The organism is Micromonospora endolithica (assembly GCF_003626595.1).
GTDB classification, from domain to species: domain Bacteria; phylum Actinomycetota; class Actinomycetes; order Mycobacteriales; family Micromonosporaceae; genus Micromonospora; species Micromonospora endolithica.
In genome coordinates this window covers 638,617-657,877 of sequence record NZ_RBAK01000001.1, presented here as the reverse complement: position 1 = coordinate 657,877, position 19,261 = coordinate 638,617, and the positions used below count along the sequence as shown (strand labels likewise).

Sequence of the window (19,261 nt, the reverse complement as noted above, 5' to 3'; positions counted from 1 at the left end):
AGTAGCGCTCCAATGTGATCGTCAACATCGGTACGGGCGCGGTTCAGCCGGTGATCCGGAAGGTGGCGTCGGCGCGGCCGGTGGCGGAGGTGATCGGGTCGAGCCGCAGCAGGTAGTCGTAGTGGCGCAGGTAGCGGTCGGGGAAGTTGTAGGACCGGAACGACACCGCCGAGGCGTCGGCCAGACCGGGCACCCGGGTGAATGTCGCGTCGGCCCGGAAGGTGGCGCTGTTGTCGTTCTCCGCCAGCACGAAGTCGTAGTTGTAGTGGCGCAGGAAGTGGCCGGGGTAGTTCACCGACTCCAGTGACACGTTGCCCCCGCTGTCACCGGCCAGGCCGGGCACGATGCGCCACTGCGAGTCCGCGAGCGGGCTGACGTTCGCGTCGATCCGGGCGTCGTAGTCGGCGTGCCGCACGTACCGGTCGGCGAAGTTGTACGACTGGAGCCGGCTGACCGGTGTGCTGTTGCCCCACCGGGCCAGCACGCGGGACTGCTCGGCGGCGGTCAGGTTGAGGATCGCGCCGTGGCGCTTGCGGGTGGCGCCCAGCTGGTACGAACCGGCGGCCGGCACCCGGTAGGTCGCGGTGTCCGACGGGTTGCTGGTCAGCACCGGCAGGTAGCCACGTCCGGACGCGTACTGGTCGAGATACAGCGTCCACTCGGGGCGGTCGTTGAACCTCATCCACATCGGACCTTCGACCTGCGCGCCGGTCAGCCCGATCCCGGACAGGTTGCCCAGCGGCGTCCAGGTCCCGAGGATCGTGTTGCTGCCCTCGATGGTGATCTGGCCGTCGCGGGAGGCCCGGACGTATCGGTAGTTGCCGACCCCGGGCGGCAGTTCGACGATCTGGGTGTCGATGATCTCCTGGGTGCCGGGACGCACGATGTAGGGCTGCGGCGTGGTGATGCTGCGGAAGTTGGTGGTCCGTGCGGCGTAGATGCGGTGCTTGGTCACACCGTTCTGCGGCACGTTCGTGGCCCAGTAGAGGACGTAGTCGTTGGTCGCCGGGTTCCAGACGACCTCCGGCGCCCAGGCGTTGCGTCCGCCGGGGATGCCACCGGCGACGTCGAGCAGCCACGGCGCCGACCAGTTGACCAGGTCGGTGGACTCCCAGACGACGAGGCTGCGACTACCGTTGTTGATGGCTGCGTCCCAGTTCTGGCCGCACCCGATGCACAGATCGGTGGCCACGATCCAGTAGCGGTCGCCGGCCGGGGACCGGACCACGGCGGGATCCCGTACGCCGCCGGTGCCGACGGTGGTGCGCAGCACGGGAGCACCGTTGTGCAGATCCGTCCAGCGCAGGCCGTCGGTGCTGTGGGCGAGGTGGATCTGCTGGCCGGTGGCGGACTCGCCGGTGAAGTGGGCCATCAGATAGCCGGTGTACGGATCGGCCGCGGCCGCCGGCCGACCGGGGACCGCCATCACGGCCAGCAGCAACACGCTGATCAGGCTGGTCAGCGCCAGCCGCCGCAAGGTGAGGGTCACGACGTCCTCCTGGACTGGGAACGGTCAGCGGGCGAGGCAGTCGGTGCGCCGCGGGTGGGGAGCCGGCGCGGGGGGACCGGGCACCGCACGCGTTACCACGGCGTTGCGGCGGTGTTACTTGGACCCGCAAGTAGTGTTAGCGCTCACATCGATGCATGTCAAGAGGATGTCACCCGACCCCGGACCCGCACTGCCGGATCAACGACGAAGAATTCGCAGGTCACCGATGCTGTCCTACCGTCTGTCACGAAGGGACTCCGCGCGGAGCGAAGGGAGACGGTCATGACGGCGCCCACGCCAGCACCACAGCTCCAGGTCGGCCTGGGCACGGCCGAGGATCCCGGTTCGGTGCACGCCATCACGGACACCGGCACGGCGCTGCTCGTCGCCCACTATCCGGCCTCCGGCGCGGGTCGGCTCCATCTGCTCGACCCGCGTACCCTCGCCCCGGTCCGGCCGTCGCTGCCGGTCGGTCACGAGCCGCGCGCGGTCGCCTGGCACCCCGGCCGCAACCAGGCGTACGTGATGAATCGTGGCGTGCAGAGCTACAGCGTCTCCCGCTGCGACCTGGGCACCGGGACGGTGACCGACATCCCGATCGGCTTCGGGCTGATCGCGATCGCCGTGGACCCGGTGGCCGACCTGCTGTACACGGCCGACTGGGCACACAAGCGGCTGCACGTGATCGACCTGGCGGACCCGACGAAGCGGCGCTTCGTGCCGCTGCCGTCGTCGCCGATCCGCCTCGCGGTGGCGCCCGACGGCACCGTGTACGCGACGCTGTACGTCAAGGGCCTGGTGCCGGCCGACGACGCGCTGGCCGTGCTCCGCCCGGACGGGACGCTGACCGTGGCGCCGATCGAGCCGGCGCACCTGCAACCGGGTTCGCTGGCCGTCGCCCACGACGGCATGGTCTACGTCGGCGCGCTCGGCGGCGGCACGGTGCACCCGCTCGCGGGCGTGCACGACCCGGCCACCGGCCAGCGACTCGGCGCGGTGCCCAGCGCGGCCGGCGTCCGCGACCTGGCGGCCGTCCCCGGACTGTCCCGGGCCTGGCTGGCGACCGACAAGGGTGTCCAGTTCCTGGACACGACCAATCCGTACGCGCCGAAGACCCTGGAGCCCCTCGCCATCGGTCACGCCCCGTACGCGGTGGCCGTCACCGCCGACGGCACGGCGTACGTGGGTGACGTCAAGGACGGGACGGTCTCGCTGATCCGCCCGCACGTCGCCAACCTGCCCCTGGATGCGGTCGCCACGCTGCTCACCGAGGCGGGCTTCGACACCTCGGCCGGGCTGGGTACGGCGCTGCGGGCCTACCAGACGTTCCACGGGTTGCCGGTGACCGGGCGGCCCGACGCCGTCACCGCCGCGCACCTGACCGCGCCCGGCTGCGGCAATCCGGACCGGTCGACCACGGCGGAGTTCGTCCTGGTGGGCAAGCACTTCAAGCACACCAACCTGACGTACCACCTCGGCGCGATGGACATGCCGTTCGCGCGGGACGACTTCACCGACGGGTTGAAGCACGAACTGATCAAGGTGTCGTTCGACGAGTGGCGGGCGGTGCTCGGCGAGAACTTCCACGGACCGTTCGAGTTCACCCCGGTCGCCGACCCGGCCGCGGCGGACATCGTCTTCTCCGTCGGCGACGACCCGGTCTTCCACGACACCGGCTGGTTCCGGACGGTCTACGCGGTGGCCAAGTGGGGCGCCGCGCCCGGCTGGCCGAAGGAGGGTGGCCAACTCCCGATCATCTTCAACCGGAAGATCGACTGGGACGCGCCCGGGTACTTCGAGGTCGATCGCCACGGCCCCGACTTCCGGCACGTCGCCACCCACGAGATCGGCCACGCGTTCGGCCTCGACCACGGCAAGAGCGGCAATGTCATGCACCGCAACGCGAGCTGGTACCGGGTGCCCAAGTCCGACGACCGCAACGGCTTCTTCGCCATGTACGGGCGGCTGCCGTTCACCGACGGCGTCGGCCTGGAGGTGCTTCCGGGCGTCAACCACGTGGCCTACTCCGACTGCGAGCGACACCTCGTGGTGCACCAGCCACAGGACGACGGCTGGACGTGGCGCAGACTCACCGCCGACGTGGGAGCGCCGCGGATGAGCCGGGGTACCGCCGCGTCGGCGTTCTTCGCCCACGACGGCATCCCGTCGTACGTCTACGCGGGCGCCGGCGACCGGGCGCACCAGATCTGGCACGACCAGGGCCAGTGGTGGTGGGCCGACCTGGCCACCGAGAGCGGTGGCGCGCCCGCCGTCCGGTACAGCCCGCACGCGTACCGCAACGGCGAGATCCAGCGGGTCGTCCACGGCACCCCGGACGGCCGGGTGGTGCGGCTGTCCCAGGCGCCCGGCCAGGGCTGGGTCTGGGAGGACGTGTCGGTGCCGGGCGCCGCCGCCCCCGACGGCAGCCCGTTCGCGTACGTCGACGGGGTCACCGGCCTCGACGTGATCGTGTACCGGGACGCCGGGGAGCACCTGCGGATGCTGTGGGAGGGCCCGGACGGCTGGGGGCAGGTCTCGCTCACCGAGGCCACCCAGGCGGAGAACCCGCTGCCGCTGACCATGATGCCGTTGTGGGGCGAGCACCGGGCCGGGGAACGGCACCGGGTGTTCGGCATCGACCACCGGCAGGACATCCGGATGTACTTCGTCGGCGACGACGGCGCCTGGCACACCCGATCGCTGACCGGGGAACTCGGCCTGCCCGAGTGCAGCGCGACCGCCGTGCAGCGACTGCCCGACGACCCGGCCGGGGACACCTGGCTGGTCGCCTTCGCCGACTTCACCGGCGGGCTGTGGGAGCTGCACGGTGACGGCGACACCTGGCAGGTCCGCCAGGTGCAGGTCGACGGCATGCCGCCGGTGGGTCGCACCCTGCTGTCGGTGTGGCTGAGCGACGGCCAGCGGCACATCGCCTACACGGCGGCGAACGGCAACATCCAGCTGCTGTCCCGTCCCCTGGGCGACGGAGAATGGCACCGGACCAACCTGACCCGGGTGTCCGACGTGGTGTGAGGCCACGACCGTCACGGGTCGGTCAGCAGCAGCCAGTCGTCGTCGAGCCGCGCCGGACGCACCCCGTCGGGCCAGGTGTGCGGCGCCGATGTCGTGGCCCGGGCCTGGTCGACCAGCGGCGTACGGCGGAACGTCGCACCCTCGAACCGCACCGGTCCGCCGAACCGGGCCCGCCCGAAGCTCGCCGCGCCCTCGAACCGGGCCTGCTCGAACTTCGCCATGTCGCCGAACTCGGTGAAGCGGAACAGCGCCAGGTCGACGAAGCGGGCCTGCCGGAAGCCGGCGTACCCCGCGAACACCACGTGCTCCATCGACAGCCCGCCGAGGAAGGTCGCCGCGCGGAAGGTGGCACTGTCCTCGACCCGGGCCGCGTCGAAGGCGACCGACTGGTGGAACGTCGCGCCCCGACCGGTCAGCCGGCCGAAGGTGGCGCCGCGGCAGGACACCGCGCCGCCCAGGTCCGCGCCGTCGAGGCTGGTGTGGGCGGTCCGGGCGCCGTCGAGCACGACCTCGCCGTCGCCGGCCAGGCCGTCCAGGAGCAGCTCGTCGAAGGTCGCCCGCAGCGACAGCGTCCCGCGTACGGTCGCGCCGGTCAGGCGGGTGACACCGGTGCAGACCGCGCCGGTCAGGTCGGCGTCGACCAGGGTGCAGCCGCCGGCGTCGAAGCCGTCCAGCCGGGCCCCGGTCAGGTCCAGGGTCACCTCGGGCCACCACTGGTCGCCGTCCGCGCGCAGGTGCCGGGTCAGCACCCGCTGCGCGGTGCGGCGCACCTCCGACTCGCGCGCGTCGTCCTCCGGCGGCGTCATCCGCAGGTACGCGCAGAGCACCGCCCCGATCGTCGTACGCTGCGCCGGGTTGTCCTGCCCCAGCCGCTCCAGGGCGTGCAGGCCGCCCAGGCGCACCGCGGCGTTGTCATTGCCGAGCAGCTCCACGGCCCGGGTGTACAGCTCGGTCAGCCGGCGCTCGGCGGCGTCGTGCTCGGCGGCGGTGGCCTGCCGTTCCTGGTGCCGCTGGCCGGCCTCGGCGACCGCCTCGGTGTGCGCCTGGACGCGTTCCCGGTGGGCCTGGTCGTGGGCGGCGACGGCCTCCTGGTGGCGCTGGGCCCGTTCGCTGATCCACTGCCGGCGGGCGGCGAGCAGCAGCGCCAGCCCGCCGCCGGTGCCGGCGACCACGGTCAGCCCGGTGCGGATGGCGTCGATGCGCAGGGTAGCCCGGGTGTCCGGCTGGGCGGCCCGGTCGGCCTCACCGAGCAGCCAGTCCAGTACCCACCAGCCGAGTGCGCCGGCCAGCAGCAGCCCGATCAGGACCAGCCACCACGGCATCACCCGGAGCGGTTCGTCCCGGGGTGCGGTCACGGACCACAGCATGCCACCCACCGGCACGGCAGAGTCACCCCGCCGACGTTAGCTACGGTGCGGGACCGGGCAGGATGTGCCCCCATGAGTCGACCGCCGACGCTCCGGGTGCCGACCCGGCGGCGGTTTCGCGAGAGTCGAGGGGTGAGATGGAGTTTCTGGCCAGTCCCGAGTTGTGGATCGCGTTCGCGACCCTGCTCCTGCTGGAAGTCGTGCTGGGCATCGACAACATCGTGTTCATCTCGATCCTGGCCGGGCGTCTGCCCGAGCACCAGCAGGCCCGGGCCCGCACCATCGGGCTCTCGCTCGCCCTGGTGACCCGCCTGATCCTGCTGGCGTCGCTGTCCTGGGTGATCGGGTTGACCGCGCCGCTGTTCACGGTCCTCGGTCAGGAAATCTCCGGACGGGACCTGATCCTGCTGTTGGGTGGTCTGTTCCTGCTCGGCAAGGCGACCTATGAGATCCACGAGCACCTGGAGGGGGAGGAGCACGCCAAGTCGGGCAAGGTCTCCTCGTTCGGATCGGTGATCGCCCAGATCCTCGTCCTCGACATCGTCTTCTCGCTGGACTCGGTCATCACCGCGGTGGGCATGGTCGACCAGCTGTTCATCATGGTGGCGGCGGTCGTGGTCGCGATGGTCATCATGCTGCTCTCGGCCGGTGCGATCAGCGCGTTCGTCAACCAGCACCCGACGGTCAAGATGCTGGCGCTGTCGTTCCTGCTGCTCATCGGAGCCAGCCTGATCGCCGAGGGCCTCGACCAGCACATCCCGAAGGGCTACGTGTACGGCCCGATCGCCTTCTCGGTCTTCGTGGAGTTCCTCAACCTGCGGGCCCGCCGCAAGCGCGCCGAGGCGAAGCCGGTGCACCTGCACCCGACGTACGTCAAGAACGGCCAGGCCGAGCCGGAGCCGGCGAAGCCCGCCGACTGATCCGGCGACCACCGACGCCGCGCGTGCCCGCCACCGGGCGCGCGCGGCGTTCGTCGTGCGAGGGGCGGTCCACGACGCCCGGACCGCTCGGCGGAACCTGGCGTTACTCACGCGTAACTTTACATTGACGTTTCCAGATTGTGACGGGCATCATCATTCCCACGATCGATCGGCCACACCCCCGCCCCGCCCGGAAACCCCGGGTTCCTCCATGGGAGGTGCAGCCATGCTGCTCCGAAAGATCGGTCCCGTCCTCGCCGCCACCCTCGCGGCCCTCGCCACCCTGCTCGTCCCCTCGGCCGCCGTCGCGGCACCCGCACCCGCCGAACCCCCGGCCGCCGCCGTGCGGACCGCCACCGAGCGGGCGGCCACCGCGCTGGCCGCCGCGACCAGGCAGAACGCCGCCACCCAGGCCGCCGTCACACGGTCCGGCGCCAGCCCGGCCGACGCGGCGCAGGCCGGCACCGTGCAGGCCGCCGCCGGACGTCCGGTCATCGTGGTCGGCGGGCTCAGCGGCATCGCCACCGTCTACGAGCCGCTGGCCGCCCGGCTGCGCGCCGACGGCTACCGGGTGTGGATCTACCAGCTGCCCAACCTCGGCCTCGGCGACATCCCGACCTCCGCCCGCGCGTTCGCCACGTACGTCGGCCAGGTGCGCGCCGCCGCCGGCGGCTCGACGGTGGACGTGGTCGCGCACTCCGAGGGCGGCCTGGTGTCCCGGTACTACCTCAAGCGGCTCGGCGGCACCGGCGCCGTCGGCCGGTACGTCAGTCTCGGCTCCCCGCAGTACGGCACCTACGTGGCCAACATCGTCACGTTCCTCGGCCTGGGCAGCTGCGCGGGCATCGTCGCCTGCCAGCAGATGACGATCGGCTCGGCCTTCCTGGCCGATCTCAACTCCGGCGACGACACCCCGGGTTCGGTGCGGTACACCGCCGTGCGCACCCTCCAGGACGAGCTGGTCCGGCCGGTGGGCAACGCGTCGCTGGCCGACGGGGCCACCAACGTGCTGATCCAGTCGGCGTGCCCGCTGCGGATCGTCGGTCACCTGGGGCTGGTGCTCGACGGCACCACCTACAGCGTGATCCGGCAGGCGCTCGCCGACGCCGCCATCCGGCCGAACTGCTTCGCCATCTGACCGGACCCGCCACCACACCCACCGGTGGCCGGCACCCTCGTGGTGCCGGCCACCCGTGTCGGAACGACGATCAGGTCGTCTGGGACAGCGTCTCGTACTCCGAGTCGGTCAGCTCGACCTCGGCGGCGGCGACGTTCTCCTCCAGGTGCGCGACCGACGACGTACCCGGGATCGGCAGCATCACCGGCGACCGGCGCAACAGCCACGCCAGGGCGAGCTGCGCGGGCGTCGCGCCGTGCTCGGTGCTGATCGCGTCCAGCGGACCGCCCGGCCGGGCCAGGTTGCCGGTGGCGATCGGGAACCACGGGATGAACGCGAGGTCGTTGCGCTCGCAGTGCGCGACGACGTCCTCGGCGCCGCGGTCGGCCAGGTTGTAGAGGTTCTGCACGGAGACGATCGGGGTGATCTTCCGGGCCGCCTCGATCTGCTCCACGGTCACCTCGGACAGGCCGATGTGCCGGATCTTGCCCTCCTGCTTCAGCAACGCCAACTCGCCGAGCTGGTCCTCCAGCGGCACCTTCGGGTCGATCCGGTGCAGCTGGTACAGCCCGATGGTCTCCAGGCCGAGGTGGCGAAGGCTCAGCTCACACTGCTGGCGCAGGTATTCGGGGCGGCCCACCGGCCGCCAGTCGCCCGGACCGGAGCGGGTCAGCCCGGCCTTGGTGGCGATGACCAGGTCGTCGGCGTACGGGTGCAGGGCCTCCCGGATCAGCAGCTCGCTGACGAACGGCCCGTACGAGTCGGCGGTGTCGATGAAGGTCACCCCCAGCTCGACCGCCCGGCGCAGCACCCGGACCGCCTCGGCCGGGTCCTTGGGGTCACCCCACACCCCGGAGCCGGTGATCTGCATGGCCCCGTAGCCGAGCCGGTCGACCTGGAGGTCGCCGCCGATCCGGTACGTGCCGGAGGCCTTCGCGGGCTGCTTGCCGGCGTCAACTGCCATCGCCTGGTGTCCCCATTCCTGTCGATCGTCCTCAGGGGCCAATCTAGCCACCATGGGTGTCCCTTTCCCGGTGATCGCGGCGGTGACCACTTCCCGGGGGAGATGTGCGCGCCGACACGTCGTGCGGACGTGTGGGCGGGCCACATCCGGCGGGTGTCGGATCGGTGGCGACACCCCTGTCCGGTTGTCAGGAAGCGCAATATTGTAAAGCGTCTATGCGACTCCGGCATCGGCGCCGGAGCCCGTGTCGACGGAGGTGGCACATGTCTGCACGGACGACCCTGGCGCGGCGCGCGCTGGGCGTACTCTCCGCGCTCGCCCTGGCGGTCGTGGCCGGCGGCCTGGCCGCGGCGCCCGCCAGCGCGAACGCCCGCGTCTGCTACGCCGGTGACCTCGGCGCCTACGGGCAGTGCGTGGCCGGCCTGAACGCCAACGCCCACGACCAGATCGTCATCACCGCGATGATCCAGGTGCCCGACGGTCACGCCGGTGGCTACGCGATCAGCGGTGTGACCGGCAAGCGGATCAGTGGCGCCGGCGGCGGGGTGGGCTTCCACTACCAGGGGCGGCAGAGCACCTCGATCATCAGCATCTACCACTCGCACCACGTGGTGGTGGAGAACCTGAACCTGTCCGGCTCGTTCGACGGCAGCGAGTCCTTCCGCTGCACCGACGGGTGTGGTGCGCCGGTGTTCGTCTTCGGCGAGAACGGCAGCAGCCAGCACGTCACCTTCGACCGGGTGCACATCCGCAACACGCGGGCGGACGCCGCCGTGGTGCTCGGCACCTGGCACCTCAACTGGTGGGGCTCCACCATCGAGAACGCCGGCGAGATGGGCCTGCACCTGGGCTACGACGAGCCGGTGCGGCACAACCGGCACGTCCGCATCGAGTGGAACACCTTCCGCAACATCCGCGTCAACGCGCTCTGGCTCCAGGTCAGCGGCTCCGGCGGGTACTGGGACAACGGCGTGGCGAACAACCACTTCGAGCGCAACCACCGGGCCGGCATCTACGCCTGCGGCGGCCGGATCTGCGACGGCGGCCAGATCGTCGTCGCGCCGGGGGCGAGCTGGCTGACCCTCTACAAGAACGTGATCACCAACTCGTCGTGCGGCGTCTGCGTCAACGGCGACGCCCACGGCATCGAGATGAACACGCTCACCGGCGTGAAGATCCTCGACAACCAGGTCAGCCACCACAGCGGCATCTCCGTCTACGCCAACAGCAACTCGGTGCTGACCGACCTGGAGATCTCCTGGAACCAGTTCTTCGGCAACGACCGCAACCCGCCGCAGTTGGACCGCGGCGGCGTCCGGCACAACGGCGTGGTGGTCCGGGGCAACTCGGCCTGACCACGGCGGCCCGGGCGTCGGCGGGTGACCCCGACCCCCCGACGCCCGGCTGCCGATCAGCCCACGTGCCGGATGACCACCAGGGCCTGGTCGTCCTCGGAGCCGGCCAGCTCCGCCATCACCGCGTCGGCGATCGCCTCCACCGGCGCGTCCCGGTAGGCGTCGACCACCGCGTGCAGCGCGGCCACCCCCTCGTCGTACGCCCGGTTGCGCCGCTCGACGAGCCCGTCGGTGTAGGCCACCAGCAGGTCACCCGGCCCGAACGGCAGGGTGGTGACCGGCACCGCCTCGCGGACCAGACCCAGCGGCAGGGCCGAGGCGGTGTCCACCCGCCGTGGCGGCTGGCCGGGGCGCACCAGCACCGGGTGCGGGTGACCGACCCGGGCCACCCGCACCCGTCCGGCCACCGGGTCCACCGTCATCGCCAGGCAGGTGCCCAGGAAGCCCACCCCGAGCAGGTCGGTCAGCCGGGGGAACACCTCACCCAGCGGCACGCCGAGCCGGATCAGCGTGTTGATCATCGTGCGGAGTTGGGCCATGTCGGCGGCCGCCTCGACCCGGTGTCCCACCACGTCGCCGACCACCACGGCCAGCCCGTCACCGTCGAGATCGACCAGGTCGTGCCAGTCGCCGCCCAGGTGCAACCCGCTCATCGCCGGGGTGTACCGGGTGGCCACCCGCAGCCCGGCCGGGGTGGTCCGGTTCGAGGTACGCAGCCGCCCGGCCAGCCGGGTCACCAGGTTGTGCTCTGCGGCGGCCAGCCGGACCCGCTCCAGGGTCTGCTCACAGAGGTCGGCGACCGTGTCCAGCAACGCCAGGTCGCCCGCCCGCAGTGGTCGTTCCCGACGCCACCCGAAGCCCAGCGCGGCGATCGGCCGACGCCGCGCGTCCAGCAGCGGCAGCGCGACCGTGGTCACCAGCCCGTGTGCGCCGACCGGGTCGGGCAGGCCGGGGAACCGCCGGGCGAACTCCGCCCGGTCGGTGAGCACGATCCGCTCGCCGGTGCGCAGCGCGGTGGCGATCGGCCGTGGATCGTCGATGGTCAGGTCGCGGAAGGTGGCCGAGAGGCTGGACGGCACCCCGGCGTACCACAGCCGCACCCGCCGCCCCTCCTCCCGCATCGCCAGCCCGGGCAGCACCGCGCCGACCGCGATCGGCGCCGCGGTGAGGATCACCTCGATCGCCTCGGCCGTCGAACGGGTCACGCTCAGCCGGGCGGCGAAATCGGCCATCGCCTGCGTCGAGTCGACCAGCTCGGCCCGCTGCAACGCCTGGCCGCACAGCCCGGCGACCGCGTCCAGCAGGCTCTGCGGGTGGTCGGAGTCGGCCACCGGTTCCGTCCGGCGTACCTCCAGCGCCCCGAACGCCGCGCCGTCGCCGTACCGCAGCGGCACGCACACCGCGGTGCCGTCGCGGACCACCCGGTTCTCCCGTACCGCCCGCGCCAGCGGCAGGTCGGCGGCCAGGTCCAGGTCGGTCGTGTCGGTCCCGGCGCAGACCCGCAGGGCCGGCCCGCCGGGCGCGGCGGTGGCCATCCGCACGGTCGCGCCGTCGAAGACCGCCGGGACGGTACGCAGCACCGCCGCGACGATCGCCGTCCGGTCCCGCGCCGTGCTCAGCCCACCGGCCAGCCGGGACAGGGCCTCCGCCTGCCGAAGCGCCCGCTTCCGGTCGCTGACGTCCCGCGCCACCGTGGCGACGAACGCGGTGGAGTCCGGCCCGTCCCCCGTCGACACGGTGAACGTCTGGTGGTCGACGTCGAACCGTGCCCCGGTGTCCAGCCGGACCAGGCGGCTCTCCGCCCGGTGCTGCCCGTCGCGCAACGCCGCCGGGATCAGCTCCTGGCGCCACACGTCGCGCACCCGCGGCGAGTCCCCGTCGACCAGCCGCAGGTCCGCCACCGAGGCGCCGTCGGCCAGGCCGATCAGCTCCCGGCCGGCCGGGTTCAGGTAGACCGCCCGGCCGTCCGGGGTGGCGACCGCGATGAAGTCGCCGGAGCGTTCCACCAGCGCCTGGAACAGCCGCAGCTCGGCCTGGGCGGCGCGCCCGACCGCCCGCTCGCCGGGCGCCACGACCCTCGACCCGCCGGTGCGGTCGGTCCGGTCGCCCGGCACCACCGTGGTGAGCACCCCGCCCGGCCGGCCCGACTCGTCCACCACCGGGCCGTACGCGAGGGTGACCGGCGCACCGGGACCGGCCGGTTGCTCCGGTGTCCAGGTGGCCGGTCGCCCGGCCAGCACGCCGTCGAGAAGCGGACCGAGGACGTCCCACCGCTGCGGCCACGCCTGCGCGCCGGGGCGGCCGAGGACGTCGGCGCCGTCGAGCAACGGACGGTACGCGTCGTTGTGCAGCACCACCCGCTGCGCGCCCCACCACAGCAGCATCGGCGCGGGGGAGTGCAGGCAGAGCGTCACCGCCGTACGCAGACTCTGCGGCCACCGGGACAGCGGACCCAGCGGGGTGCCCGACCAGTCGCGGGCGGCGATCCGCGCGCCGGTCTCGCCACCGGCGGCCAGCAGCCCGGGCCAGACGTCGTCCGCCGGCGTGGCCGGAGACGGAGAGTCGGTCACCTCGGGCCCTCCGCTCGGCACCGCGCGATTGCCATCAGAGGGGAAAGTACCAGCGCGCACCTCGCGTGACCGACCGCGCTCCCGGCCCGTGCCGGGCGGCCGGTCCCACCTCGCCCGGCCGGGCGGACTTGGCCGGAGCGGCCGTGCCGGGGTCCCCGGCCGTGCGACGCTGTGCCCGTGCCGCTCGCCACCGGCCAGCACCCGGCCCGGTCGGCGTCCACCCGAGGGTCGGACGCCCGGCGACGCGAACCGCCGGGAGGGAGCGTCCATGTCGGGACTGCCGCAGGTCGACTTCGCGCTCGACACGTACGAGTGCATCGTGCTCTATCCCGGCGCGTCCGGACGGGCGCTGCCGGCGGAGACCGTCCAGCGGCTCCAGGCCGAGCACATCGCGCACATGCAGGCCCTCCAGCGGCGGGGGATCATCCTGATCTCCGGCGCGGTGGACGGCCCGGCCCGGGAGCCGGACCCGCCGCTCGGGTTCGGCCTGGCCCGGACCGGCTCCGTGGACGACGTGCGCAGCGTGATGGAGGCCGACCCGGCGGTGCAGGCCGGCCTCTACCGGGTCGACGTGATGACGTTCCTCTGCCCGGCCGGCTCGCTGGAGTTCCCGCTCGCCCAGCGGCAGACCTGACCCGACCCGGCGGATTTCACCGGCCGTCCACCCGGCGTGCACACCGGGCCGAGGGAGGCGGGTGACACCGGACGGTACGATTCCCGGCGCGCGGTCGCCGATGCCCGCCGACACAACGTTCCCGTGCGGATTCGTCGCCGCCGGTCACGCGCTCGCGCGTGTCGTTGGACAATCGTTCGCAGTCCGCGAGGGGTCGGCCCGCAGTCCGGCCCGAAGGAGAGACTAGCCTGATGGGCGTGACACGCCGCGCGAAGATCGTCTGCACTCTCGGCCCCGCCACCTCGTCCCCGGAGCGCATCCGGGGCCTCGTCGAGGCCGGCATGAACGTGGCGAGGCTCAACTTCAGTCACGGCGACCACGCCGACCACGAGTCCGTCTACCGGCTCGTCCGCGAGGCTTCCGAGGCGGCCGGTCGGCCGGTGGCCGTCCTGGCCGACCTCCAGGGTCCGAAGATCCGCCTCGGCCGGTTCGCCGACGGTCCGCACGAGTGGCGTACCGGCGACTCGGTGGTGATCACCGGCGACGAGGTCCTCGGCACCCGGGACCGGGTCTCCTGCACCTACCGCAAGCTGCCGCAGGAGGTGAAGCCCGGCGACCGCCTGCTGATCGACGACGGTCGGGTCGCCGTGGAGGTCACCGACGTCACCGGCAACGACATCCGTGCCCTGGTCACCGAGGGCGGGCCGGTCTCCAACAACAAGGGCGTGTCGCTGCCGAACGTGGCGGTCAGCGTCCCCGCGATGTCCGACAAGGACGCCGAGGACCTGCGGTTCGCCCTCGGCCTCGGCGTCGACCTGGTCGCGCTGTCGTTCGTCCGCTCCGCCGAGGACATCAAGCTCGTCCACTCGATCATGGCCGAGGAGGGCGTGGTCCGCCCGGTGCTGGCCAAGGTCGAGAAGCCCGAGGCGGTGGACCACCTGGAGGCGATCGTGCTCGCCTTCGACGGGATCATGGTCGCCCGCGGCGACCTCGGCGTGGAGCTTCCGCTGGACCAGGTGCCGCTGGTGCAGAAGCGGGCCGTGCAGCTGTGCCGGGAGAACGCCAAGCCGGTCATCGTGGCCACCCAGATGCTCGACTCGATGATCGAGAACTCGCGGCCGACCCGCGCCGAGGCCTCCGACGTCGCCAACGCCGTGCTCGACGGCGCGGACGCGGTGATGCTCTCCGGCGAGACCAGCGTCGGCAAGTACCCGGTGCTCACGGTCAGCACCATGGCCAAGATCATCACCACCACCGAGTCCGGTTCGATCGGGGTGCCCCGGCTCCAGCACGACCCGCGCACCCACGGCGGCGCGCTGACCGTCGCCGCCTCCTCGATCGCCCGTGCCATCGGCGCCAAGGCGCTGGTCGCCTTCTCGCAGACCGGCGACACCGTCAAGCGGCTGTCCCGGCTGCACTGCGACCTGCCGCTGCTGGCCTTCACCCCGGTGCCGGAGGTGCGCAGCCAGCTCGCGCTCTCCTGGGGCGTGGAGACCTTCCTGATGCCGTTCGTGCAGCACACCGACGACATGTTCCGGCAGGTCGACGAGGCGCTGCTCGGCCTGCACCACGCCAACCCCGGCGACTACGTGGTGATCGTGGCCGGCAGCCCGCCCGGCACTCCCGGCTCCACCAACACGCTGCGCGTACACCAGCTCGGATCCCTGGTCGACGCGGCCGCCGCCCGGGCCCAGCAGTGAACGGCGGCCGGGTCGCGACGGGCCAGGCCGCGGTCGACCAGCTGCTGGAGGTCCTCGACCTGACCCCGACCGGGGAGATGTCCTTCCGGGGCATCAGCCCGCCGGTCGGCCCGCAGCGGGTGTACGGCGGCCAGGTCGCCGGACAGGCCCTGGTCGCCGCCGGCCGCACCGTCGACCCGGAGCGCGTGGTGCACTCCCTGCACGGCTACTTCGTGCGTGCCGGTGACCCGGCCGAACCGATCGCCTACGAGGTGGAGAACATCCGCGACGGCCGTTCCTTCTCGGTCCGCCGGGCGGTGGCGCTCCAGCACGACAAGCCGATCTTCTTCATGTCGGCGTCCTTCCAGCGCCCCGAGGAGGGCCTGGACCACCACTCGCCGACACCGCCGGACGTGCCCGGGCCGGACGACGTGCCGACGATGTCCGAGCGGCTGGCCCGCTACCCGGAGCGGCTGGGCATGTGGGGGCAGATCCCGCGCCCGATCGACGTCCGCTACGTGGGCGAGCCGGGCTGGGTCCGCCCCGGCGACCGCCCCGCCGACCCGCACCAGCGGGTCTGGATGCGCATCGACGGCAAGCTGCCCGACGATCCGCTGCTGCACGCCTGCGCCCTGGCGTACGCCTCCGACCTGACCCTGCTGGACTCGGTGCTCTCGGTGCACGGCGAGGTCTGGGGACCCGGTGGGGTGGTCGGTGCGAGCCTGGACCACGCCCTGTGGTTCCACCGGTCGTTCCGGGCCGACGAGTGGTTCCTCTACGACTGCTGGAGCCCCTCCGCGTCGGGCGCGCGGGGCCTGGCCAGTGGTCGCATGTTCACCGAGGACGGGCGGCAGATCGCCAGCGCCGTCCAGGAGGGCCTGCTGCGCCGCGTCGGCGCCTGACCGCCCGCACGTCACCCGTGCCCGATCGGCCGAGGGGTGATCGTCCGGCCGGGGGCCACCGGGGGCTAACCTGTGCGGCATGCGCCTCTCCGCCCGGGTCGACTACGCCCTCCGAGCGGTCGCCGAGCTGGCCTCGGTGACCGGTGGCGCCGCGCCCGGTCGTAGCCGCCCGGTGACCGCCGAACAGATCGCCCGGGCGCAGGAGATCCCGCCGAAGTTCCTGGAGAGCATCCTGCTGCAACTGCGCCGTGGCGGCGTCGTGCACGCCCAGCGTGGCCCCGAGGGTGGCTACTGGCTGGCCCGGCCGGCGGACGAGATCTCCCTCGCCGAGGTGATCCGGGTGATCGACGGGCCGCTCGCCCACGTGCGCGGGCAGCGCCCGGAGCAGCTCGGCTACCACGGGGCGGCCCGGGCCCTGCAGGATGTCTGGATCGCGCTGCGGGCCAGCGAACGGGAGATCCTCGAACTGGTCACCGTCGCCGACGTGGCGACGGGCACGCTGCCCGACCGGATCACCGAGCTGGCCGCCGACCCCCGCGCCTGGACCTGATCCCTACCCCCGCCTCCGCGCCGCGCGCGTCGGCTGGATCGACGTGGACCGGGCTTGTGGTGTCGTCTCACTGACCGAACGGGGGCTTGACCCGGGGCGTCCGTATCCCGCATTGTCGACCAAGTCGATAGGAGATGCCGAAAAGTCGGGAGGCGCCGTGCGCAAGCTCTTGGTACTCGCACTGGTCGGCCTGGCCGCCCAGCTGGTCGACGGCGCGCTCGGCATGGCGTACGGGCTGACGTCGTCCACCCTGCTCCTGCTCGTCGGAGTCGCCCCGGCCGCCGCGTCGGCATCGGTCCACCTGGCCGAGGTGGGCACCACGCTCGCCGCCGGGGTGGCGCACTGGCGGTTCGGCAACGTCGACTGGCGGGTGGTCGGACGCATCGCGATCCCCGGGGCGCTCGGCGCCTTCGCCGGGGCCACGTTCCTCAGCTCGATCTCCACCGAGTCCGCGGCACCCTGGATGGCCGGCATCCTGTTCACCCTCGGGGCGTACCTGCTGGTGCGCTTCTCCCGCCCGCTGCGCACCGACCGGCGCGGCGGCCGGCTGCGCGGGCGGTTCCTCGGCCCGCTCGGCCTGGTCGCCGGCTTCGTCGACGCCACCGGCGGCGGGGGATGGGGCCCGGTGGCCACCCCGGCGCTGCTGGTCAGCGGCCGGATGGAGCCGCGCCGCGTGATCGGCTCGGTGGACACCGCCGAGTTCGTGGTGGCCGGTGCCGCCAGCGTGGGTTTCCTCATCGGTCTCGGCTCGGAGGGCTTCCTGCTGCCCATGGTGGCCGCCCTGCTCATCGGTGGCCTGATCGCCGCCCCGGTGGCCGCCTGGCTGGTCCGGATCGTCCCCGCCCAACTGCTCGGCGCCGCGATCGGCGGCGTCATCGTGCTGACCAACGCCCGCACCCTGATGCGCTCCGCCGAGGTCGGTGGCGCCGCCCGGCCGGTCGTGTACGCGCTGCTGGCCATCGGTTGGATCGTCGCCCTGACCTTCGCCGTCCGTGCCCTGCGCCGGGCCCGCCGGTCCCGCGCCCTCGCCGCGACGGCCCTCGACGCGACCGTCGGCGACGCGACCGCGGCCGACGCGACCGCCACGGGTTCCACCGTGGCGGTGCCGGCCGGCGCTCCGGCCGGGAGGCCGTGACCCGCGCGCTACCGGGCGGCGGTGCCGGCGAGCAGGTCCCACGCCTCGTCGACGTGCGCGGCGGTGGTGTGCGGAGAGCCGACCGCGAGTCGCAGGGTGTACCGGCCGTCGACCCGGGTGTGGGTCAGGTGCACCCGGCCGGTGGCGTTCACCCGGGCGAGCAGCTCCGCGTTGGCCGCGTCGTCGCCGAGTAGCCGGAAGCAGACCAGCGAGAACGGGTGCGGCGCGGCCAGCTCGAAGCGGTCGTCGGCGCGTACCCGGTCGGCGAACCGCGCGGCCAGCGCCACGCCCGAGCGGATGTGTGCGCGCAGCCCCTCGACGCCGTACCAGCGCAGCACGAACCAGAGCTTCAGCGCGCGGAAGCGGCGGCCCAGCGGCACCTGCCAGTCCCGGTAGTCGATCACCGCGCCGGACTCGGTGGCGGTGTTGCGCAGGTACTCCGGCAGCACCGTCAGCGCCTCGATCAGCTCGCCGGAGTCGGCCACCCAGAACGCGTCGCAGTCGAAGCCGGTGAGCAGCCACTTGTGCGGGTCGAAGCAGTACGAGTCGGCGTACTCCAGCCCGGCGTGCGACCAGCGCAACTCGGGGCAGACCGCGGCGGACCCGGCGTACGCGGCGTCGACGTGCAGCCAGATCCCGTACTCCGCGCAGATCCGCCCGATCTCCGGCAGCGGGTCGACGGCGGTGGTGGAGGTGGTGCCGATGGTCGCCACGACGATCGCCGGCACGTCTCCGGCGGCGCGGTCGGCCTCGATGGCGGCGCGCAGCGCCTCCGGCCGCAGCGCCTGCGTGGCCGGGTCCACCTCGACCTGACGTACGCCGTCGCCGCCCAGGCCGGCGATCCGCGCGGCCTTCTCGATCGAGGAGTGCCCGTGGGTGGAGGTGTAGGCCCGGTACCGGCGGTCGACGCCGGCCGCCCGCCAGCGCCCGTCGCCGGCCCGGTGCAACGCCGCGAGGGTGGCCACCAGGGTCGCCGAGGAGGCGGAGTCCTGGATGACGCCGCCGCCGGCGCCGGTGGAGCGGAACCGTTCCGGCAGGTCCATCAGGTCGGCGAGCCAGTCCAGCATCGCCGTCTCCAGTTCGGTGCAGGCCGGGCCGGTGGCCCAGAGCATGCCCTGCACGCCGAGGCCGGAACTGACCAGGTCGCCCAGCACGCTGGGGCCGGAGGTGTTCGCCGGGAAGTAGCCGAAGAAGCCCGGGTGCTGCCAGTGGGTCAGCCGGGGCGCGACCAGCCGGTCCAGGTCGGCCAGGACCGCGTCGACCGGCTCGCCGTGCGCGGTCGGACCGTCGGGCAGCTCGGCGGCGAGCGCGCCGGGCGGCTCCGCCGACGTCACCGGGCGCTGCCCGAGCGTCGTCCAGTAGTCCGCGATCCAGTCCACCACGGCATAGCCGGCGCGGCGGAACTCCTCGGGTGTCATGTGCTCGGCCACGCCCACGAGTCGATCAACAAATGGTTCCGGAGGCAAGGGGTGAGGGGGCCGCGCGGCCGGTGCGCATTGTGGCGAGAAAGCGCTTGCCTTAGCATCCGAGGTGCGCGGAGCCGCTTCGCCGACGCTGACCACGCGCG

The 19,261-nt window shown here is 72.9% G+C and carries 14 protein-coding genes; 9 read left to right on the top strand and 5 right to left on the bottom strand.

Annotation, left to right across the window (positions count from 1 at the left end; translation table 11 throughout):
* Window positions 1-43: 43 nt before the first annotated feature.
* Window positions 44-1,489, bottom strand: coding sequence for a glycoside hydrolase family 43 protein (locus D7223_RS02890; RefSeq protein WP_238161515.1), 1,446 nt, complete (start codon window positions 1,487-1,489; stop codon window positions 44-46).
* A 282-nt stretch (window positions 1,490-1,771) separates the two neighbouring features.
* Between D7223_RS02890 and D7223_RS02885 the strand changes: the two genes are divergently transcribed.
* Window positions 1,772-4,522 carry a matrixin family metalloprotease gene (locus D7223_RS02885; RefSeq protein ID WP_120724465.1) on the top strand — a complete coding sequence of 917 codons (2,751 nt, stop codon included), beginning with the start codon at window positions 1,772-1,774 and terminating at the stop codon, window positions 4,520-4,522.
* 11 nt (window positions 4,523-4,533) lie between these two features.
* Here D7223_RS02885 and D7223_RS02880 read toward each other — a convergent pair whose 3' ends face one another.
* Complete coding sequence (locus D7223_RS02880) at window positions 4,534-5,877, bottom strand: pentapeptide repeat-containing protein (RefSeq protein WP_147252436.1); 1,344 nt, start codon at window positions 5,875-5,877, stop codon at window positions 4,534-4,536.
* 149 nt (window positions 5,878-6,026) lie between these two features.
* On the opposite strand from D7223_RS02880, the gene D7223_RS02875 reads away from it, so the two are divergent.
* Window positions 6,027-6,809, top strand: a complete 783-nt coding sequence (locus tag D7223_RS02875; protein WP_120724461.1) for a TerC family protein — start codon at window positions 6,027-6,029, stop codon at window positions 6,807-6,809.
* Window positions 6,810-7,035: 226 nt separating this feature from the next.
* The gene (locus D7223_RS02870) at window positions 7,036-7,947 is read left to right on the top strand and encodes an esterase/lipase family protein (protein ID WP_120724459.1); all 912 of its coding nucleotides are present in this window, start codon (window positions 7,036-7,038) and stop codon (window positions 7,945-7,947) included.
* Between the two features lie 70 nt (window positions 7,948-8,017).
* Here D7223_RS02870 and D7223_RS02865 read toward each other — a convergent pair whose 3' ends face one another.
* Entirely contained in the window at window positions 8,018-8,890 is an 873-nt protein-coding gene (locus D7223_RS02865) for an aldo/keto reductase (protein ID WP_120724457.1), read from the bottom strand.
* Between the two features lie 263 nt (window positions 8,891-9,153).
* Between D7223_RS02865 and D7223_RS02860 the strand changes: the two genes are divergently transcribed.
* The gene (locus D7223_RS02860) at window positions 9,154-10,245 is read left to right on the top strand and encodes a right-handed parallel beta-helix repeat-containing protein (protein WP_120724455.1); all 1,092 of its coding nucleotides are present in this window, start codon (window positions 9,154-9,156) and stop codon (window positions 10,243-10,245) included.
* 56 nt (window positions 10,246-10,301) lie between these two features.
* Here D7223_RS02860 and D7223_RS02855 read toward each other — a convergent pair whose 3' ends face one another.
* Window positions 10,302-12,815, bottom strand: coding sequence for a SpoIIE family protein phosphatase (locus D7223_RS02855; protein ID WP_158610811.1), 2,514 nt, complete (start codon window positions 12,813-12,815; stop codon window positions 10,302-10,304).
* 268 nt (window positions 12,816-13,083) lie between these two features.
* Between D7223_RS02855 and D7223_RS02850 the strand changes: the two genes are divergently transcribed.
* From D7223_RS02850 to D7223_RS02830, 5 genes are all read left to right on the top strand, one after another.
* The gene (locus D7223_RS02850; RefSeq protein WP_120725678.1) at window positions 13,084-13,449 is read left to right on the top strand and encodes a YciI family protein; all 366 of its coding nucleotides are present in this window, start codon (window positions 13,084-13,086) and stop codon (window positions 13,447-13,449) included.
* A 230-nt stretch (window positions 13,450-13,679) separates the two neighbouring features.
* The gene (gene pyk, locus D7223_RS02845) at window positions 13,680-15,128 is read left to right on the top strand and encodes a pyruvate kinase (protein WP_120724451.1); all 1,449 of its coding nucleotides are present in this window, start codon (window positions 13,680-13,682) and stop codon (window positions 15,126-15,128) included.
* Window positions 15,125-16,009, top strand: a complete 885-nt coding sequence (locus D7223_RS02840; protein WP_120724449.1) for an acyl-CoA thioesterase — start codon at window positions 15,125-15,127, stop codon at window positions 16,007-16,009. The genes pyk and D7223_RS02840 overlap by 4 nt, the downstream gene beginning before the upstream one ends.
* A gap of 79 nt (window positions 16,010-16,088) precedes the next feature.
* A complete protein-coding gene (locus D7223_RS02835) occupies window positions 16,089-16,559 on the top strand; it encodes an RrF2 family transcriptional regulator (RefSeq protein WP_120724446.1) in 471 nt (156 codons plus the stop codon).
* Between the two features lie 157 nt (window positions 16,560-16,716).
* Window positions 16,717-17,694 carry a sulfite exporter TauE/SafE family protein gene (locus D7223_RS02830; protein ID WP_238161513.1) on the top strand — a complete coding sequence of 326 codons (978 nt, stop codon included), beginning with the start codon at window positions 16,717-16,719 and terminating at the stop codon, window positions 17,692-17,694.
* 8 nt (window positions 17,695-17,702) lie between these two features.
* On the opposite strand, the gene D7223_RS02825 is transcribed toward D7223_RS02830, so the two are convergent.
* Window positions 17,703-19,124: a pyridoxal phosphate-dependent decarboxylase family protein gene (locus D7223_RS02825; protein ID WP_238161511.1), complete on the bottom strand. Its 1,422-nt coding sequence runs from the start codon at window positions 19,122-19,124 to the stop codon at window positions 17,703-17,705.
* Window positions 19,125-19,261: the final 137 nt, after the last annotated feature.

Bases quoted from the DNA above. Each gene is read 5' to 3' on its own strand.
- D7223_RS02835 (WP_120724446.1), top strand. From the start codon at position 16,089: ATGCGCCTCTCCGCCCGGGTCGACTACGCCCTCCGAGCGGTCGCCGAG.
- D7223_RS02885 (WP_120724465.1), top strand. From the start codon at position 1,772: ATGACGGCGCCCACGCCAGCACCACAGCTCCAGGTCGGCCTGGGCACG.
- D7223_RS02860 (WP_120724455.1), top strand. From the start codon at position 9,154: ATGTCTGCACGGACGACCCTGGCGCGGCGCGCGCTGGGCGTACTCTCC.
- D7223_RS02850 (WP_120725678.1), top strand. From the start codon at position 13,084: ATGTCGGGACTGCCGCAGGTCGACTTCGCGCTCGACACGTACGAGTGC.
- D7223_RS02875 (WP_120724461.1), top strand. From the start codon at position 6,027: ATGGAGTTTCTGGCCAGTCCCGAGTTGTGGATCGCGTTCGCGACCCTG.
- D7223_RS02865 (WP_120724457.1), bottom strand. From the start codon at position 8,890: ATGGCAGTTGACGCCGGCAAGCAGCCCGCGAAGGCCTCCGGCACGTAC.
- pyk (WP_120724451.1), top strand. From the start codon at position 13,680: ATGGGCGTGACACGCCGCGCGAAGATCGTCTGCACTCTCGGCCCCGCC.
- D7223_RS02870 (WP_120724459.1), top strand. From the start codon at position 7,036: ATGCTGCTCCGAAAGATCGGTCCCGTCCTCGCCGCCACCCTCGCGGCC.